Source organism: Cellulosimicrobium sp. ES-005 (genome assembly GCF_040448685.1).
GTDB lineage: Bacteria > Actinomycetota > Actinomycetes > Actinomycetales > Cellulomonadaceae > Cellulosimicrobium > Cellulosimicrobium cellulans_G.
Window position 1 is genome coordinate 3997394 of sequence record NZ_CP159290.1, and the last position, 18884, is coordinate 4016277.

12 protein-coding genes are annotated in these 18884 nt (G+C 73.0%); 8 read left to right on the plus strand and 4 right to left on the minus strand.

Annotated elements, in window-relative coordinates:
* Nucleotides 1-43 precede the first annotated feature (43 nt).
* Nucleotides 44-649, plus strand: coding sequence for an amino-acid N-acetyltransferase (locus ABRQ22_RS17945; protein WP_353707718.1), 606 nt, complete (start codon nt 44-46; stop codon nt 647-649).
* Here the strand turns inward: ABRQ22_RS17945 and ABRQ22_RS17950 are convergent.
* Nucleotides 642-1673, minus strand: coding sequence for a LacI family DNA-binding transcriptional regulator (locus ABRQ22_RS17950; protein WP_253055011.1), 1032 nt, complete (start codon nt 1671-1673; stop codon nt 642-644). The two genes, ABRQ22_RS17945 and ABRQ22_RS17950, sit on opposite strands and share 8 nt — an antisense overlap.
* A 324-nt stretch (nt 1674-1997) precedes the next feature.
* Here ABRQ22_RS17950 and ABRQ22_RS17955 point away from each other — a divergent pair, with 324 nt between their 5' ends.
* The 4 genes from ABRQ22_RS17955 (at nt 1998) to ABRQ22_RS17970 (ending at nt 7451) form a co-directional block, all read left to right on the plus strand.
* Entirely contained in the window at nt 1998-3314 is a 1317-nt protein-coding gene (locus tag ABRQ22_RS17955) for a sugar ABC transporter substrate-binding protein (RefSeq protein WP_087471202.1), read from the plus strand.
* Nucleotides 3315-3434: 120 nt separating this feature from the next.
* Complete coding sequence (locus tag ABRQ22_RS17960) at nt 3435-4448, plus strand: sugar ABC transporter permease (RefSeq protein WP_253055012.1); 1014 nt, start codon at nt 3435-3437, stop codon at nt 4446-4448.
* 1 nt (nt 4449) lies between these two features.
* Nucleotides 4450-5343 (plus strand): carbohydrate ABC transporter permease, encoded by an 894-nt coding sequence (locus ABRQ22_RS17965; RefSeq protein ID WP_353707719.1) that lies wholly within the window; start codon nt 4450-4452, stop codon nt 5341-5343.
* Between the two features lie 119 nt (nt 5344-5462).
* Nucleotides 5463-7451 (plus strand): beta-L-arabinofuranosidase domain-containing protein, encoded by a 1989-nt coding sequence (locus tag ABRQ22_RS17970; RefSeq protein ID WP_353707720.1) that lies wholly within the window; start codon nt 5463-5465, stop codon nt 7449-7451.
* 24 nt (nt 7452-7475) lie between these two features.
* Here the strand turns inward: ABRQ22_RS17970 and ABRQ22_RS17975 are convergent, their stop codons facing one another.
* Nucleotides 7476-8423 carry an A/G-specific adenine glycosylase gene (locus ABRQ22_RS17975; protein ID WP_253055015.1) on the minus strand — a complete coding sequence of 316 codons (948 nt, stop codon included), beginning with the start codon at nt 8421-8423 and terminating at the stop codon, nt 7476-7478.
* Nucleotides 8424-8621: 198 nt separating this feature from the next.
* Here ABRQ22_RS17975 and ABRQ22_RS17980 point away from each other — a divergent pair, with 198 nt between their 5' ends.
* From ABRQ22_RS17980 to ABRQ22_RS17990, 3 genes are all read left to right on the plus strand, one after another.
* Nucleotides 8622-9449, plus strand: coding sequence for a hypothetical protein (locus ABRQ22_RS17980; RefSeq protein WP_253055016.1), 828 nt, complete (start codon nt 8622-8624; stop codon nt 9447-9449).
* 536 nt (nt 9450-9985) lie between these two features.
* Nucleotides 9986-14638 carry a discoidin domain-containing protein gene (locus ABRQ22_RS17985; RefSeq protein ID WP_353707721.1) on the plus strand — a complete coding sequence of 1551 codons (4653 nt, stop codon included), beginning with the start codon at nt 9986-9988 and terminating at the stop codon, nt 14636-14638.
* 418 nt (nt 14639-15056) lie between these two features.
* Complete coding sequence (locus tag ABRQ22_RS17990) at nt 15057-16124, plus strand: IS110 family transposase (protein ID WP_353707722.1); 1068 nt, start codon at nt 15057-15059, stop codon at nt 16122-16124.
* An 847-nt stretch (nt 16125-16971) separates the two neighbouring features.
* Here the strand turns inward: ABRQ22_RS17990 and ABRQ22_RS17995 are convergent.
* Nucleotides 16972-17694, minus strand: coding sequence for a methyltransferase domain-containing protein (locus ABRQ22_RS17995; RefSeq protein ID WP_353707723.1), 723 nt, complete (start codon nt 17692-17694; stop codon nt 16972-16974).
* A 42-nt stretch (nt 17695-17736) separates the two neighbouring features.
* A complete protein-coding gene (disA, locus tag ABRQ22_RS18000; protein ID WP_253055019.1) occupies nt 17737-18822 on the minus strand; it encodes a DNA integrity scanning diadenylate cyclase DisA in 1086 nt (361 codons plus the stop codon).
* Nucleotides 18823-18884 lie beyond the last annotated feature (62 nt).

Consider the following 18884-nt stretch of genomic DNA (forward strand, 5'->3'; position numbering starts at 1 on the left):
GCATGACTATGCATCGAGCCCGCGATCCGCGTACAGTGACGCGGTGCCCACGACCTCCGCCGTCCGCGTCCGTCCCGCCCTGCCCGCGGACGTGCGCGCGGTCCGCGCGCTCGTGCAGCCCTACGCGGAGGACCGGATCCTCCTGGCCAAGGAGCTGGTCGGGTACTACGAGGCGGTCCAGGAGTTCGTGGTCGCCGAGGTGGACCCGGCCGCGACGAGCGTCGTCGGCGAGGCCGACGACGAGGACGCGCCGCGCGTCGTCGGGTGCGGCGCGCTGCACGTCATGTGGGACGACCTCGCCGAGATCCGCACCCTCGCCGTCGACCCCGCGTGGCGCGGGCACCGCGTGGGGCACGCGCTCGTCGTCGAGCTGCTGGCGCGGGCCCGCGCGCTCGGGCTCCGTCGGGTGTTCTGCCTGACGTTCGAGGTCGACTTCTTCCGGGCGCACGGCTTCCGCGCGATCGAGGGGACCCCCGTCTCGCACGAGGTGTACGCCGAGCTCCTGCGCTCGCACGACGACGGCGTCGCGGAGTTCCTCGACCTCGCGCGCGTGAAGCCCAACACGCTCGGCAACACGCGCATGCTGCTCGACCTCGACGACCTCGACGACCTCGACGGCGGCGGCACCGCGGGCGCGACGCTCAGCTGATCGGCACGGTCGACGCGCGGGTCACCACGCGGCACGGGAGCTCCTCGACCCCCGGGCGCACGGTCCCGTCGATCGCGGCGAAGAGGCGCTGTGCCGCGACGCGCCCGAGCCGCTCGAGGTTCATGTCGACGCTCGTGAGCTGCGGTCGCGCGTTGGTCGTCAGCACCTCCCAGTTGTCGAAGCCGATGACCGACACCTCGCCGGGCACGTCGCGACCGAGCTCGCGCAGCGCGTCGAGCACGCCGCGCGCGATCTGGTCCGAGCCGCAGAAGAAGGCGTCGACGTCGCCGTGCTGCTCGACGATCATGCGCGCGGCGCCGCGTCCCCAGCCCTCGCTCCACGAGCCGAAGAAGGTCTGGCCGCCGACCAGCTCCAGGCCGGCGGCGGCGACCGCGGCCTCGGCGCCCGCCGCGCGGTCCTGCGCGGCCTTGTAGCCGGGGTCGCCCGAGACGTGCGCGACGCGCCGGCGCCCGCACGAGAGCAGGTGCTCGACGGCGAGGCGCCCGGCCCCGACGTTGTCCGCCGTGATCGAGACGTCGGACGGGTCCTCGGACGGCGCGTAGGCGTAGACCACCGGGACCGGGATGTCCGCGCTCAGCGGCGGCCGCGGGTCGGTGCGCGAGCCGACGACGATGAGCCCGTCGACGCGCCGCGAGAGCAGGGCGCGCACGTGGTGCTGCTCGCGGATGGCGTCGCCGCGCGCGTCGCACAGGAAGACCGACACGCGGCCCGCGCCGAACGCGTCCTCGGCGCCCATGAGGACCGGGATCGAGAAGCGTCCCTCGAGGTCGCTCGTGAGCAGCCCGACCGTGCCGGTGCGGCCCTTGAGCAACCCGCGCGCGAGCGCGTTGGGGGCGAAGGACAGCCGCTCGGCGGCCTCCAGGACGCGCAGGCGCGTCTCCGCCTTGACCTGGTCGCGCCCGTTGATCGCCTTGGACGCGGTCGCGATGGACACGCCCGCGAGGCGCGCGACGTCGGTGAGGGTCGCCGCGCGCGGCGTGGCGCTCCCGCTCTGGGTCGTCATGAGGCCGTTCCCCCTCCTGCCGGTGCGCTGCGCTGCGCCCTCGACGATCGAGCCGTGATCGAACTGTAACCCGCTGCCCTGCTTGACGAGACTACCGCGCTGCCATACATTCAGAAAACCTTTTCGGTTGGTTTCGGTGCTGGCGACCTCGCGAGCGAGTGGCTCACGGATGACGCCAGGACATCGAACACTAGCCGCCTGAGGGGAGGGTCGGCCACGTGGAGCGCGCCGCAGCGCGACACGGGGACCGAAAACGTGTTCGCCCACAGCGCGGGCACGGGGCACAGGTGCAACGGCTCGAAGACGAGTACGAGGAGACACGAGATGAAGAACCACCGCGGGGCCTCGTGGAAGAGGTCCGTGGCCACGACGACGCTCGCCGGCCTCGTCGCGCTCGGGCTCGCCGCGTGCGGCGGGTCCGGATCGGGCGGCGACGACGCCGCGACGGGCGGGACGGGAGAGGGCGGCGTCGAGGGGGTCGACGACGGCAGCACGCTCACGCTGTGGACGCGCGCGCCGCTCGAGAAGCAGGCGAAGCTGCTCGTGGACGCGTACAACGCGAGTCACGAGAACCAGGTCGAGCTGACGATCGTCCCCAACGACGACTACGTCGCGAAGGTCGGCGCCGCCGCGGGCAGCGGCGGGCTGCCCGACCTGTTCGCGGCCGACATCGTGTACGTGCCGAACTGGGTCGAGCAGGGGCTCTACCAGGACGTCACGGACCGCATCGACCAGCTCGACTTCGCGGACCAGATCAACCAGGGCCACCTCGAGGCCGGCACGTACGAGGACGAGGAGTACGTGCTGCCGTTCGTGCTCGACATCTCGGTCCTCTTCTACAACAAGGACCTCTACGAGCAGGCCGGCCTCGACCCGGAGGCCGGGCCGACGTCGCTCGAGGAGTTCGCCGAGCAGGCGAAGGCGGTCGACGCGCTCGGCGGCGGCGTCGACGGCACCTTCTTCGGCGGCAACTGCGGCGGGTGCCTCGTCTTCACGTGGTTCCCGTCGGTGTGGGCCGCGGACGAGGACGTGCTCAGCGCGGACGGCACCGAGTCGCTCCTCGCGAGCGACACCGCGCAGGACGTCTACGCCGTGTACAAGGACCTCGTCGACTCCGACGCCGTGGGCGCCGGCACGCGGGACGAGACCGGCGCGACCTGGGTCGCCCCCTTCCAGGAGGGCAAGATCGGCGTCATGCCGTACCCGGCGACGCTCCTGTCGACCGCGGACGAGACGGTGGACGTCGGCGTCGCACCGATCCCGGGTCCGGGCGGCGGCGAGTCGACCTTCGTCGGCGGCGACGGCATCGGCATCTCCAAGGACAGCGAGCAGTCCGACCAGGCGTGGAACTTCCTCTCCTGGATGATGTCCGAGGACGCCCAGGTCGAGGTGCTCGCCAAGAACGGCGACGTCGTCTCGCGCGCCGACCTGGTCGACAACGAGTACTCGTCGGCCGACCCGCGCGTCGTGACGATCAACGAGATCGCGAGCAAGGGCCGCACGCCCGTCGCCCGCAACTTCCAGCAGGCGTTCAACGCGCCGAACAGCCCGTGGCTCACGCTCGTGCGCAACGCGGTGTTCGGCGACGCCTCGAGCATCGAGCCGGACAACGAGGAGATCACCGCGGTCCTCTCGCAGTGACCGGTCCGGCGTGACCGTCCCGAGCGACCACCCCGCGTGACCACAGCGCCCGCCGCCGCGCCCACCCGTGCGGCGGCGGGCCGGGTCCGGCTTCCCTCGCCCTGTTCCAGGAGACCTCTCATGTCCGTGCAGTCCGCGTCCTCGACGCCGCCCTCGCCCGCGCCGCACGGCGCGGCGTCGCCGGGCCCCGCCGCGAGCGACCACCGACCGCCCCGCGGCACCCTGACCGCGAGCGCCGGGCGGCGCCGCCGTCGGCCGGGGCGCTCGCAGGCCGCCCGCGGGTGGGCCTACGCCGCGCCCACCGCGGTGTTCGTGCTCGTGTTCTTCGTCCTCCCCGTCCTGCTCGTCGGCCAGATGTCGGTGTCCGACTGGCCGCTGCTCGCCGGCAACCGGGGCCCCAACTTCCCCGACAACTTCCGCGACGCGGTCGACAACCGGTTCTTCTGGGACTCGATCGTCTTCACGCTGAAGTACACGGTGATCGCGACCGTGCTCCTCATCGCCCTGGGGCTCGGCTTCGCGCTCCTGGTGCAGGAGTCGAGCCGGTGGAAGAGCTTCCTGCGCACCTCGATCCTCGTGCCGAGCGCGCTGGGCCTGGCGTCCGCGTCGCTGCTCTTCTACGCGCTGTACTCGCCGCAGGTCGGGCCGATCTCTCCGCTCCTGGAGCGGCTGGGGATCGTCGACGAGCCGGTGTCGTTCCTCGGCTCGCCCGAGGGCGCGCTGTGGTCGACGGTCTTCCTCATCGTCTGGCGCTTCGCCGGGTTCTACATGCTCCTGCTCATGGTGGGGCTGCAGGGGATCCCGCACGAGGTCTACGAGGCCGCGCGCATGGACGGCGCGAACCGCTGGCAGACGTTCGGGCGCGTGACGCTCCCGCTGCTGCGCCCGTCGCTCGCGCTGTGCACGATCATGTGCGTCACCGGCTCGCTGCTCGCGTTCGACCAGTTCTACATCCTCACCAAGGGCGGCCCGGACAACAGCACGATCACCGTGGTCCAGCTCATCTACAACATCGCCTTCCAGGGCCAGAACGACCTGGGCGTGGCCGCCGCGCTGTCGATCATCGTGCTCGCCGCCCTCGTGCTCATCAACGTCGCGCAGGTCCGTGGCATGCGCGCACCCGAGGAGAAGTGACATGACCGTCACCGCACCCGCTGCCGCACCCGCGGCGCGACCCGCTCCCACCGGCCGGCCGGCCCCGCGTGCCCGCATCGCCGGCGTCCTCACCCGCACCCCGTACTGGGTGCTCACCGGGGGCCTCGCCATCGTCTTCCTCTTCCCGCTGATCTGGGCGGGCGTGGCCTCGTTCTCGCCGCAGCCCGGCAGCAACCAGGTCGACGGCTGGGGCTTCGGGAACTACGTGACCCTGGCGAACTACCAGGCCGGCATCGGGCAGTACCTCCTGAACTCCGTGGTCGTGTCCGGGCTCACGGTGCTCTTCACGCTCGGGGTGTCGCTGCTCGGCGGCTTCGCCTTCGCGCGGTTCCGGTTCCCCGGCCGCGACGTGCTGTTCCTCGTGACGCTCGCGATCCTCATGGTCCCGTACGCGACGCTGCTCATCCCGCTCTACGTGCTCCTCAACACCATCGGCCTGCAGAACTCGTTGCTCGGCCTCGCGCTGGTCCTCACCATGTTCCAGCTCCCGTTCGCGACGTTCATGATGCGCATCGCGTTCGAGTCGGTGCCGCGCGAGCTGGACGAGGCCGCGATGGTCGACGGGTGCTCGTCGTTCGGTGCGCTGAGGCGGGTCCTGCTGCCCGCGGTGAAGCCGGGGCTCATCACCGTCGGGCTGTTCGCCTTCCTCGCCGCCTGGAACGACTTCGTGGCACCCCTGATCCTCATCACCGACTCGACGAAGGCGCCGCTGCCGCTCGCGGTGGCCAACATGCGCCAGCAGGTCATGGGCATCGTCGACTACGGCGCGACCCAGGCGGGCGTCGTCGTCCTCGCGGCCCCGTGCGTCGTCCTGTTCCTGCTCCTGCAGCGCCACTACGTGCGCGGCTTCATGTCCGGGGCGCTGAAGGGATGACGACCCACGCCCCCGACCCGACCCCCGTCCGACCGACCGACCCCACGACGCCCGGCGTCGTCCCACCACGACGACCCGACGAACCACGAGGCGACGCCGTCGCCTCCGGAGGTGCTGCCATGACCACGACCCCGACCGTGCCCCGGACGACGGGGACCGGTGCCCGCCCCACGGACGGCGGACGGCCGGTCGTCCCCGCGACCGGGCGGCTGCAGCCGCTCGGCCTGGCGCAGGTGCGCATCACGGGCGGGTTCTGGGCCGAGCGCCAGGAGGTGAACCGCACCGCGACCCTCGCGCACATCGAGCACTGGCTCGAGGCCGAGGGCTGGCTGTCGAACTTCGACGCCGTCGCGCGCGGCGACGTCGCGACGACCCGCCGCGGCCGGGAGTTCAGCGACTCCGAGGTGTACAAGCTGCTCGAGGCGATGGCGTGGGAGCTCGGCCGCCGACCCGACGACGACCTCGAGCGCCGCTTCGCCGCGATCGTGCGGCGCGTCGCGGCGGCGCAGGCGCCGGACGGCTACCTCTGCACGCGGTTCGGCAGCCCCGGCCAGGACGCCCGGTACACGGACCTCGAGTGGGGCCACGAGCTGTACGTCCAGGGGCACCTCATGCAGGCCGCCGTCGCGCGCGCCCGCACCGGCCACCCCGAGGACCTGCTGGTCGAGGTCGCGCGCCGGTCCGCGGACCACGTGTGCGAGGCGTTCGGGCCCGACGGCATCCAGGGCGTGTGCGGGCACGCCGAGATCGAGGTGGCGCTCGCGGAGCTCGGCCGCGCGCTCGACGAGCCGCGATACGTGCGGCAGGCGGCGCTGTTCGTCGAGCGCCGTGGTCAGGGCACCCTCGCGGACATCGAGTGGGGCCGCTCCTACTACCAGGACGACGTCCCCGTGCGCGAGGCCACCGTCTTCCGCGGTCACGCCGTGCGCGCCAACTACCTCGCCGCGGGCGCGATCGACGTCGCCGTCGAGACGGGCGACGACGCGCTCGTGGCCGCGGTCGCCCGGCAGTGGGAGCGCACGCAGGCCGCCCGCACCTACGTCACGGGCGGGCAGGGGTCGCACCACCAGGACGAGGCGTTCGGCGACGACTTCGTCCTCCCGCCCGACCGCGCGTACTCCGAGACGTGCGCGTCGATCGGCTCGGTCATGGTCGCGTGGCGGCTCCTGCTCGCGCAGGGCGACCCGCGCTACGCCGACGTGGTCGAGCGCACGCTCTTCAACGTCGTCGCGACGTCGCCCGCGCACGACGGCCGCGCGTTCTACTACGCGAACACGCTGCACCAGCGCGTCCCCGGCGAGCCGGCGGCCCCGGACCAGGTGAGCAAGCGCGCCGAGTCGTCGCTGCGCGCGCCGTGGTTCGAGGTGTCGTGCTGCCCGCCGAACGTCGCGCGCACGTTCGCCAGCCTCGCGGGGTATCTCGCGACGGTCGACGACGGCGGCGTGCAGCTCCACCAGTACGCGCCGAGCGAGGTCCGCGCGACGCTGCCGTCGGGCGAGCCGGTCGCGCTCGACGTCCAGACCGGCTACCCCGCGGACGGGCGCGTGCGCGTGCGCGTCGTGGAGGCGCCCGAGCGCTGGGCGCTCACCCTGCGCGTGCCCGCCTGGTCCGGGTCGGGGCGGCTCGTGGTCGACGACGGCCCGGCCCGCCAGGTGCCTGCGGGGACCGTCGCGGTCCCCGACCTGCGCGCGGGCAGCGTCGTCACGCTCGAGCTCGACGTCGCGCCGCGGTTCCTCGTGCCCGACGAGCGCGTGGACGCCGTGCGCGGCTGCGTCGCCGTCCAGCGCGGCCCCGAGGTCCTGTGTGTGGAGTCCGTCGACCTGCCGGGCGGGCGCGACGTCGCCGACCTGCGCGTCGACGTGGCCGTGCCCCCGCGCGAGGAGGACGGGCGCGTCGTCGTGCGCGGGCTGCTCGTGGACCCGGCGACGGCTCCGTGGCCCTACACCCCGCTCCGCGGCGGGGCGCCCGGGCGGACGGGCGCCGACCGCCCGGGCGAGGAGCCGGTCGCGACGTCGGCGGAGGTCCCCGTCGACGTCCGGCTCGTGCCGTACCACGACTGGGCCGAGCGCGGCCCGTCGACGATGCGGGTCTGGCTGCCGACCCTCTGACCCGGCGCCGGGGCCCGTGGCGGGTCAGGCGGGGAGGCGGTAGAGGTCGTCGACCTGCTCGACGAGCCCGTCCTCGACGAGGCTCGCGACGCAGCGGTCGAGCTGCGCGGCGTCGTGCCACACCTCGGTCACGACGCCGCGCGGCACCGGTCCCGGCGCGTCGCGCAGCACGGCCATGACCCGACCCCGCACCTGCCGGTCGGTGCCCGCCCAGGCCTGCGTGCGCCGTCGTCCCGCGTGCTCGTCGCCCGGGCGCCCGGCGAGGCGCCACGCGCACGCGTCGCGGACGGGGCAGACGCCGCAGCGCGGCGTCCGGGCCGTGCACACGAGCGCGCCGAGCTCCATCGAGGCGGCGGCCCAGAGCACCGCGTCCGCGTCGTCGGCAGGGGCGAGGGCGGCCGCCCTCGCGCGCTCGGCGGCCGTGTACGACGGCGCGGGCAGGGCGTCCCCGCCGACGGCCCGCGCCAGGACGCGGCGCACGTTCGTGTCGACCACGACGGCGCGTCGGCCGTGCGCGAACGCGGTCACCGCCGCGGCGGTGTACTCGCCGACGCCCGGCAGCGCGCGCAGGGCGTCCTCGCCGTGCGGGACCTCGCCGCCGTGCCGCTCGACGACCGCCCGGGCGCACTCCTGCAGGCGCAGCGCGCGGCGGGGGTAGCCGAGGCGGCCCCAGGCGCGCAGCACGTCCGCCGTCGACGCCGCCGCGAGGTCCGCGGGCGTCGGCCAGCGATCCATCCACGCGCGCCACGCGGGCTCGACCCGGACCACCGGCGTCTGCTGGAGCATGACCTCGCTCACGAGGACGCCCCACGCGGTGCGGTCCGCGGCGCGCCACGGCAGGTCGCGCGCCGTCTCGCCGAACCAGCGCCCGACGGCGTCGTGCAGGTCGGCGTGCGGGTGCGGTCCCGCGGCAGCGGTGGTGACGGCGGCGGCGACGGGCGGTCGGGCCGGGCGCGCGGCCGGGGCGGTCATGACGGCGGTCGTCCCTCTCGGTCGTCGGTCGGCCCCGTGCCGCCGGCGGGCCGGCGGTCGTGGCCGAGGCGGGCGCCGACGGGTCGGCGGAGGGACCCATTCTGCCCCGACCTGGGCGGTCGTCGGCGCGGCAGCACCGGGCGGGGCACCGGTCGCCGCTACCGTGGTCGCGACCAGCACCTGCACGACGGAGGACCCGTGAGCACGCCGCGGACCGACCGCGCCCCGAGGCCGGGCGCCAGCCCCCGCAGCGGGCCGGGCGACCGGCCCACGCGCGGGGCGCTGCTCCGACGCCGCGTCGTCGCGCTCGCGCTGCTCGTCGGCCTCGTGGTGGGACTCGTCCTGCTCGGGCAGGTCGTCGTGCGGGCGGTGCAGCCGCTGCTCGCCGGCGACGAGCCCGCGCAGGAGGGCAAGTCCGCGCCGCCGACCCCGGAGGCGGCCGGACCGCCGCAGGACTGCACGGCGGCATCTCTCGAGCTCGGGCTGACGGCGAGCGCGGCGGAGTACGAGCCGGGACGCGCGGTCCAGCTCACCGTGACGCTCCGGCAGTCCGGCGGCCGCCCCTGCCTCGTCGACGGTTCGGACGCCGGGCGTCAGGTGCAGATCTACTCCGGCGACGAGCTCGTCTGGTCGTCGGCCGACTGCGGCACGACGGAGCGGCTGCTGCTCATGAGCACCGGGGACGAGGACCCGTCGAAGCTCGTGCGCTGGGACCGGCACCGCTCGGCCGAGGGGTGCGCGCCCGACCAGCCGGAGGTCGGGCCGGGCACGTACACCGCGGTCCTGAGCATCGCGGGCGTCGACGGCGCGACGAGCGAGCCCGTGACGTTCACGCTGCTCGAGCCGCCCCCGCCGTCCCCGGACCCCGCGGACACGACCGCCCCGGAGGACGGGACCGCGCCGCCGGCGGACGGTGCGACGCCGCCCGCGGACGGGACCGCCCCGCCGGCGGACGGTGCGACGCCGCCCGCGGACGGGGCCACCGCGCCGGCGGACGGGACCACCCCGCCCGGCGACGGCGCCTGACGGGCGGGTGCGGGGCGGTCCCCGGCGGCGAACTCTGGCCGTCGTGGCGGGACACATCCTGCTGCCGTGCACACCCGGGGCGCGTGAAATCGATGGACACCACCTTTCGGTAGCGCCCCGGGTCGCCCGCTCCTCCTGGCTGTGAGATTGCGTCGCACGGGGCGCTGATGGCGTCGTACCAACGATCATCGGGCGCCGCACCGTTCCGTGGTGCTCCGGCGGACGAGGCAAAGTCGAGACCGAAAACCATTGCGGGCGGCCCTTCGTGGCTGGTTGACTGGCTCGCGTCTGGTGACCTCACCGCGGAGGTGCCCGGGGCCCCGGCCCCGGGCGCGAGCGCTCCACGGCGCGGCGCGAGGCGGCACGACGATCAGGGTCCCGCGCCCCGCAGCGGGGCGGGCGGACGAGGCAGTCCGCCCGTGCGAGGCGAGGCCCGTCGTCGTCCCGAAACCTGTTTTCCGGTTCCCGATGGAGAGGACTTGGTGATGTCGGGGAGAGCGTGGAGAAGGGTCGTCGCCTCGGCGATGACAGGTGCGATGGCCGTGACCGGCGTCGCGCTGGCACCGGGGGCGCAGGCCGACGTGGTGCCGGGCAACGAGAGCGACGTCGGTGTGTACACCGACGGCACGACCGACTCGATGGACATCGGAGACCCGGTCTACTCGAATCTGGACCAGGTCGCCGCGGCGCTGGAGCCAGGGGTCCCGTGGACCGCGGGCTCGATGCACGGGTCGATCTTCGAGAAGGACCGCGCGGCGGGCGGCACGGACTACTACCTGGACCGCGTGCTCGGGGTCAGCGGGACGTCGGGCAACACCGTGCTGCAGACGCGCGGCCGCTCGCTGTACCTGCGGGGCAACAGCAACTGGGCGGTCATGGGCTTCGCGGGCTCCGCGTTCGCGGGCGGACCCAACAACCTCGGCAACCTCTACACCGTCACGGTCCCGGGGCAGACGATCACCGAGGTCGGGGCGCAGCGCTTCAACGCGCCGAGCCACGCGAAGGCGCGGTACACGGTCGGGACGACGGGCGTCACCGCCGACCTCAAGAAGCTCATCACGTACGACAACGTGGCGCTCTCGGCGATCACGTTCACCAACCCCGGCGCGAGCGACGTGACGTTCACGGTCCGCGCGGCGTCGCCGCTGGCGACCACGTCGACGGACGCGGCCGACGAGCTCACCGGGACGCGGACCCTGACGAGCGGGGCGAACAACGGTCTCGTCGACACCCCGTGGTCCGAGGTCACGGTCGGCCTCAAGGCGCCCGGGTTCGAGCGCGTGGGCACCAACCTCGACCGCGAGGTGACCGTCCCGGCGGGCGGTTCGGTCGACCTGTCCGTCCTCGGCGTGCTGTCCAGCGACACGCTCCCCGAGTCGGTCGAGAGCTTCCACGAGTACGCCGCGCTGTCGCCCGCGGAGGCGTTCCGCACCGGCGTGACGGAGTTCAACCGGCAGTGGGCGCAGGACATCCCGTACATCGACGTCCCGGACGAGGCGATCGAGAAGGCGATCGTCTACCGCTGGTGGGGCGAGCGGTACAACAGCCTGGACGCGAACGAGCCGGGCTACGTGTACCAGTACCCGACGACGATCGAGGGCGTGAACCTCTACCAGAACTCGGTGGCGCTCACGCAGCCCATGCACCTGCAGGACACCAAGTGGATCCGCAACCCGTACCTCGGGTACGGCCAGATCCTCAACATCGGTGAGCTGTCCGGGTCGTCGGCGTTCCTCGACAGCCCGGGCCACACGAGCTGGAACAACCACTACTCGCAGTACCTCGGCACCGCGGGCCTCGAGGCCTACAACGTGCACGGCGGCGGTCCGGCGGTCGCCGAGCGCTTCGCGACGTACTTCGAGGGCGACGGCGTCGGTCAGCTCGAGCACTACGACGGCAACGACGACAAGCTCATCGCCTACGACACCAACTACATGCCCGGCAACGACTCCGACGCGATCAGCTTCGGCTACCCCAAGGTGAACGCCGGGGCGCCGGGAGCGCGGACGATCGAGCGCCCGGAGTCCGCGTACGTGTGGGGCGCGTTCGACGCCGCGCGCCAGCTCTACGCGATGGCGGGCGCCGACCCGGCGAAGGTCGCCGAGATGGGTGACACGGCCGACGAGATCCGGGACGCGATCCTCGGCCGGCTGTGGAGCGAGGAGACGCGCATGTTCCTCGCGGGCACGTCGCACGGCGCGACGTCGGGCGGGAACCAGAACCCGCTCAGCGAGGCCGAGCGCGACCTCATCCCGGCGAAGGAGTCGAACCTCTACGACGTCTACGCGGAGAACCTCATCCCGTTCGAGGACGCGGACCGGTACGTCGACGGCTTCCGCTTCCTCCGGTACGGCGACAACTTCCCGATCTTCCCGTTCTACACGGCCAACCAGTACGACCGGGCGAAGTACGGCATCGGGGGCTCGAACAACTTCTCCAACATCAACTTCACGGTCCAGTACCGCGGCGTGCGGTCCGCGCTGCGGCACTACGACCCCGACCACACGTACGTCACGCCCGAGTACGCCGCGAAGCTCCTCGACTGGATGGCGTGGAGCATCTACCCGAACGGCAACGCGCTCGTGCCGAACCAGGCCGAGTACTACTCGAGCTGGAACGCGAGCACGCAGACGTTCAACCGCAACAACCCGAACCACGTGATGCTCGGCAACATGAACTACATCTACGTCGAGGACATGGGCGGCATCCAGCCGCGGTCCGACGACAAGATCGAGCTCTGGCCGATCGACCTCGGGTACGACCACTTCATGGTCAACAACCTGCGGTACCACGGCAAGGACGTCACGATCATCTGGGACGAGGACGGCTCGCACTACGGCCTCGGCGAGGGCTACAGCCTGTTCGTCGACGGCGAGCGCAAGGCCGCGGCCGACGCGCTCGGCCGGTTCGTCTACGACCCGGCGGCCAACGAGGTCGTCGAGTCCGACGAGGGACTGGCCGTCGAGGTCGTCGACGACCAGGGCGCCGACCTGCCGACCGCGGTCGACACCCCGATCGAGGACGAGCGCGTCGTGTCCTACCTCAAGACCGCGGGCATCGACCTCACCGAGGAGGCGGTCAACCTCGCGCGCGGGGCGGAGCTCTCGTCGTCGGCCACCCAGCAGGGTGCGCGCCCGACGCCGTGGCGTCAGTTCCACACGCCGGGCTGGAGCACGGGGTCGATGAACTACACCCCGGGCGCCATCACGGAGACCGAGCGTCCCGTGTCCCTCGCTGCGGTCACCGACGGCACGACCGTCAACGAGCCGTACTGGGGCAACTACGGGACCGAGGGCGACACGGGGTACGTCGAGCTCGACCTCGGCGAGCCCACGACGTTCGACAACGTCAAGGTCTGGTTCGTCAGCGACCGGCAGGCGGGCGGGTACCGCGAGCCGGTCCGGTACTCGATCCAGGTGCCCGACGGCTCGGGCGGCTGGACCTCGGTGCCGGACGCGTTCAAGGCGCCGAAGATCCCCGGCCCCAAGTTCAACGAGGCGCTCTTCGAGGCCGTGACGACCGACAAGGTCCGCGTCGCGTTCACGAACACGCCGAGCTACTGGACGGCGATCTCGGAGATCCAGGTCTTCGACTCCGGCCGCGAGGTGCCCGAGGTCGTCAACGACGCCCCGACCGTCACGGTGAACGTCGACCGCTCCAAGGACGGCAACCTGTCCACGACGCTCGTCGGCACCGTGACCGACGACGGCATCCCCGACGACGGCACCCTCACCTCCGGGTGGACGACCGTCGCCGCCCCCGACGGCGCGAGCGTCATCTTCGGCGACGCCGACGCCCTGACCACGACGGTGACGGGCACGGTCGCGGGGGAGTACACGTTCCGCCTCACCGCGTCCGACGGCGAGCTCACGACCGAGCGCGACGTCCAGGTCGAGCTCACCGAGAAGGCGACCTCCGCCGAGTTCGGCGCGCTCGCGACGATCACGACGAGCGGGTCGGCGTCGTGGGAGAACCCGCTGCGCGTCAACGAGTCCTCGACGCCCGGCAGCTCGAACCCGGGTGCGGGCAACGGCTGGGGCACGTGGGGCCAGGCCGCGAACGGGACGAGCGCGCAGACCGCCGCGTGGATCCGCTACGCGTGGCAGTCGCCGGTGCTCGTCGCCTCGACGGACATCTACTGGTACGACGACAACGGCGGGACGCGCATGCCGCGCGCGGACACCTACACCGTCGAGCACTCGCAGAACGGCACCGACTGGACGCCCGTGACCCTGACCGACGGCTCGACGTACGCGGGCGCGCTCCAGCGCAACACGTACAACCACCTGGAGTTCGAGCCCGTCGAGGCCAGCTACCTGCGCGTCCGGATCACCGGCGTGCAGACCGGCGGCGCCGGCACCGGCATCCTGCGGTGGCGCGTCAACGGCGACACCGTGGACTCCGTGGCGAGCCCCGTGATCGTCCGGACCGTCACGGGCGAGGTCCCGACGCTCCCCGCGTCGCTCGACGTCGTCTACTCGAGCGGCCGCCGCGGCGCGGTCGACTTCACCTGGCAGCCGATCACGCCGGCCATGGTGGCGGAGACCAACGTCGAGCCGTTCATCGTCTACGGCACGAACACGACCTACGGCCTGATCGCCGAGGCCCAGGTCTACGTGCGGCCGGAGAACTCCCAGGGCGGCATCTCGATCCAGGGCGCCGAGCAGTTCGAGCAGAGCGTCGCCGTCGGCGAGCAGCCGTGGCTGCCCACGAAGGTCCTCGTGTCCTACAACGACGGCTCGCGCGACAACCAGGCGATCGGCGTCGAGTGGGACTACGACGAGTCGGTCGTCCAGACGCCGGGCGTGTACGTGATCCAGGGCGACCTCGTCCTCCCGGACTACGTGAGCACCGCCGGCACCACCACGACGACGCTCACGCTCACCGTGGGCGACGGCGTCCCGGCCGGTCCGGCGGTCACCGTCACGGCCGAGACCCGCTGCCTCGCCGGCAAGGTCTACGTCGCGGTCCGGGCGCTCAACGACGACGCCGTGCCGCTCACGGTCCGTCTCGACACCCCGTTCGGCACCAAGACGTTCAACGGCGTCGAGCCCGGCAAGAACGCCTACCAGTCGTTCGCGTCGCGCACGACGTCGGTCGAGGCCGGCGCGGCCACGGTCGTGGCCACCGACGCCGAGGGGAGGTCGACGACGGTCACCGCGCAGTACGACGCCGCCACCTGCGGCTGACCCGCACCCTGCGCGTCGCACCACGTCTCGCCCCGGTCCGTCCCACGGACCGGGGCGAGACCTGTCTGCGCGAGGGCAAACCCGCCCCCGCGAGGTAGAGCCCTGGTTCCGCGAGGTAGAGCTGTGAGTCTTGCGGTGGCTGGTCTGGGATCGGCTGGTGAGGATGGCGTCGGCTGCTCGCCGTGGTCGTGACTCGAGGTAGAGCCGGCCCTGTTGGGGGTGCCCTGCTACGGATCTGTCCGGCTGGGGTGGGCGGCCGGCGCTGTTCTGGCCCACCTCGGTGTCCTGATCAGAAGGGTGTCCGCCCCGGTGGGGCGTGACTCGTCACAGTGTTGTCCCGAAGTGACTCCTACCCAGGCCGGCGCCGGCCGCCAGCGGCCGGACCGTCGTCCCTGGAGTAGGAAGGACCCGAGCCACCATGACCATCGTCGCGCATGCGCACCCGTTCGTCGTGGGTGTGGACACCCATGCCCGCAACCACGTCCTAGCGATCCTGACCGGCACTGGTGAGGTCATCGATACCCGAGAGTTCCCGACCACGAGCGCGGGCCTGGCCCGGGCGATCGCGTGGGTCGCGCGCCGCACCGGTGGTGATCTCGCCGTGTTGTGGGTGATCGAGGGCGTCGCGTCCTATGGTGCGGGCCTGACCGGCGCCGTCGAACGGGCGGGCTACGAGGTCGTCGAGGCCGCGCGGATGGACGCGCGCGCCCACCACGGGATCGGCAAGTCCGACCCGTTGGACGCTGCCCGCATCGGTGCCGCCGTCCTGGCGCTGGATACCGACCAGCTGCGCCGTCCTCGCCGGGGCGACGGCATCCGAGCCGCCCTACGCGTCCTGGTCACCGCCCGCGACCACATGACAGGCGAACGCACCGCCACCATCAACGCACTGACCGCCCTGGCCCGCGTGGTCGACCTCGGCCCCGACGCCCGCAAGCCACTGACCCGCACCCAGATCGCCGCAGTCGCGCGCTGGCGCCCGCGCGAGGAAGACCTCGCCACCGCGACCGCACGCACCGAAGCCGTCCGCCTGGCCAAGCGCGTGAACGAGCTCGACGAACAGATCGCCGCCAACCAGGCCCGCTTGACCGAGCTCGTCCAAGCCAGCCAGGCCGCACCGCTGCTGACCAAGATCGGCATCGGCCCCGTCACCGCCGCGATCGCCCTGACCGCCTGGTCCCACCCCGGCCGGGTCCGCTCCGAAGCAGCCTTCGCCGCCCTGGCCGGGGTGAACCCCATCCCCGCGTCCTCGGGCAACACCATCCGTCACCGACTCAACCGCGGCGGCGACCGCCGCCTGAACAAAGCCCTGCACATCGCCGTCCTGACCCGCATGACCCACGACCCCGAAACCCGCGCCTACATCGAACGACGACGAGCCCAAGGACGCACCACCCGAGAGATCCGACGCTGCCTCAAGCGCTATCTCGCCCGCCAGATCTACAGGACCCTCAACACCACCGAACCCACCACCACCCCAGCTTGACGAACATAGAAGGATCCGTGGTCGCGCGAGGTAGAGCCGTGGTCGGCTTGTCCGACGGCGGTCTGGTCACCTTGGGTGGCGGGGTGGGTGGTGGTGCCGCGTCTACCATCCGCCGCTCGTTCCTCGCGGCTCCCGCCAGGCCCGACCACGACGCGGCACCACCACCCACCCCGCCCGGCGTCGTCTCACCCTGGTCGTCGCTCACCTCGGACGACCGCCCGCGGTGTCAGGTTTGTCTGCGCCGCACCCCACCCCACCGCGCCGTCCCGCTCCGCGCCGTCCCGCGCTCGTGCCGTCGCGGTCCAGCCGTAGCGCTGCCTGATAGCGCAGACGCTGCGGCGAGCGCTTCTGAGCGCCCGACGGGCGCCGACCGCCGGCTCGGCGAGTACCGTCGGAGCGGTCCAGCACCGGCGGACAGGCGACTCGCCGCAGCAGGCAATCCACCGCCGTGGGCGGCCCGACCGCGGTGGGCGACCGGACGCCGTCGGCCCGCTCCAGCCGCGGCGGGCGCCCCGACCGCGGTGGGCGACCGGACGCCGTCGGGTCCGATCCCGCCGCGGCGGGTGACCTGAACGTGATGGGCGACTGGTCGCTTGCGCGACCACCTCGTGCGGCGAGCCTCGAAGTGGGCGACGCACCTCCGTCGGGCGGGACCATGGTCTATCTCGCGGGACCGGGGAACTGCCTCGCGGGACTGGGGAACTGCCTCGCGGGACCGGGGCTCTACCTCGCTGGACCGGGGCTCTACCTCGCGGGACCAGAGGTCTACCTCGCACGACCACGGTTCTGCCTCGCGCGGCCTTGTATCTCGGCCGGCCGGGGTTCTCCTCGACTGGGGCCGGGCGGGTCAGCGGCGGGCCAGGGCCCAGCGGAAGGCGTTCTGCAGGAGATAGGTGCCGTCGGGGCGGCGGAAGGGGCGGGCGGCGGCGAGGACGTCGGGGCGGAGCTCGGCGCGCAGGTCGTCCGACTCGCCGAACATGATCGCGGCGACGACCTCGTCCGCGTCCGCGAGCACCATCGGCGCGTCTGCCACGCCCTCGGCGAGGACGGTGAAGCCGTGCTCGGCCAGGAGCGCGCCGAGGTGGCCCTCCTCGCGGCTCTCGTCGCTCGGCTCGTGGCCCTCGCCCGCGACGGCCCGCTCGAGGACCGTGAGGTCGTTGCGGTCGTCCTCGGCCCAGGTCGCGACGGCGACCAGGTCGCCGACGCGCCGGCACTCGCTCAGCGTCCTGGCGACGTCGGTGAACGCGAGGGCGTTGACGAGCGTGACGAGGTCGAACGCGTCGTCGGGCCAGGGGAGGCGCTCGGCCTGGGCGACGCGCAGGTCGGCGCCGGGGCTGTGCCGGCGCGCGACGTCGATCATCCCGGCGGCGGCGTCGCAGCCCGCCGCGTCCGCGCCGCGGGCGAGGGCCAGGGCGACGAGCTCGCCGGTGCCGCACCCGACGTCGAGCACGCGCGAGCCGGGCCCGACGCCCGCGGCGTCGAGGATCGCCTGCTGGGCCGGGGCCGCGACGGGCGCCCACCAGCGCGCCCAGGCGTCGGCCAGTGCCGACCACTCGTCGACGTGGTCCACGGTCCCCCTCCGTGCGGGCTCGTCGGTCGGACGGTCAGGTGGTCAGACGTAGCGCTCGAGGATGCTCGACTCCGCGAGCCGCGACAGCCCCTCGCGCACGGCGCGGGCGCGCTGCTCGCCGACCCCGTCGACGGTCATGAGGTCGTCGATGCTCGCGGCGAGGAGCTTCTGCAGCCCGCCGAAGTGGGCCACGAGGCGGTCGATGATCGTGGCCGGCAGGCGCGGCACCTTGGACAGCAGGCGGTACCCGTGCGGCGCGACCGCGGCGTCGAGCGCGTCGCCGCCGCCCGGCAGGTCGAGCACGCGGCCGATCTGGCCGAGGTCGAGCAGCTGCGTGGAGTCGAGGCCGCCCAGGGCCTTCTGCACGTCCGCGAGCGAGCGGTCCTTGCGGCCGAGGTCGACGTAGTCGCGGATGACGAACTCGCGGTCGGACCCGATGCCGCCGATGAGCTCGTCGAGCTGGAGCGCGAGGAGGCGACCGTCGGTGCCGAGCTCGATGACGTACCCGGCGATCTCCTCGGAGATGCGGGCGACCATCTCGAGGCGCTGCACGACCGCGCACACGTCGCGGACGGTGACGAGGTCCTCGATCTCGAGCGCGGAGAGCGTGCCGGACACCTCGTCGAGGCGCGCGCGGTACCGCTCGAGCGTCGCGAGGGCCTGGTTGGCGCGCGACAGGATCGTGTCGGAGTCCTCCAGGACGTGGCGCTGCCCGCCGACGTACAGGGCGACGATCCGCATGGACTGGCTCACCGAGATGACGGGGAAGCCGCTCTGCTTGGCGACGCGCTCCGCGGTGCGGTGCCGCGTCCCCGACTCGGTCGTCTCGATCGTCGGGTCGGGCAGGAGCTGCACGGCGGCGCGCAGGATGCGGTTGGCGTCCCGGTCGAGCACGACCGCGCCGTCCATCTTCGACAGCTCGCGCAGGCGCGTCGCCGAGAAGCCGACGTCGAGCTGGAAACCGCCCGAGCACATCTCCTCGACGACCTTGTCCAGGCCCAGCACGATGAGCGCGCCCGTCCGGCCGCGGAGGATGCGTTCGAGACCGTCACGGAGCTCGGTCCCGGGTGCCACGGCGGCAAGGGTCTCCCGGAGCATCTCGTCGGGGTGCGCGGGGGGATTGGCCACGAAGGAATCCTACGCTGTACGGCTCTGCCGGCCGCGGGGACCCGCGGCCTCGCGCCACAAAG

Excerpts from the sequence above, each read along its gene's own strand:
- ABRQ22_RS17990 (WP_353707722.1), top strand. The coding sequence starts at position 15,057 with ATGACCATCGTCGCGCATGCGCACCCGTTCGTCGTGGGTGTGGACACC.
- ABRQ22_RS17950 (WP_253055011.1), bottom strand. The coding sequence starts at position 1,673 with ATGACGACCCAGAGCGGGAGCGCCACGCCGCGCGCGGCGACCCTCACC.
- ABRQ22_RS17955 (WP_087471202.1), top strand. The coding sequence starts at position 1,998 with ATGAAGAACCACCGCGGGGCCTCGTGGAAGAGGTCCGTGGCCACGACG.
- ABRQ22_RS17960 (WP_253055012.1), top strand. The coding sequence starts at position 3,435 with ATGTCCGTGCAGTCCGCGTCCTCGACGCCGCCCTCGCCCGCGCCGCAC.
- ABRQ22_RS17965 (WP_353707719.1), top strand. The coding sequence starts at position 4,450 with ATGACCGTCACCGCACCCGCTGCCGCACCCGCGGCGCGACCCGCTCCC.
- ABRQ22_RS17975 (WP_253055015.1), bottom strand. The coding sequence starts at position 8,423 with ATGACCGCCCCGGCCGCGCGCCCGGCCCGACCGCCCGTCGCCGCCGCC.
- ABRQ22_RS17985 (WP_353707721.1), top strand. The coding sequence starts at position 9,986 with ATGGCCGTGACCGGCGTCGCGCTGGCACCGGGGGCGCAGGCCGACGTG.
- ABRQ22_RS17970 (WP_353707720.1), top strand. The coding sequence starts at position 5,463 with ATGACCACGACCCCGACCGTGCCCCGGACGACGGGGACCGGTGCCCGC.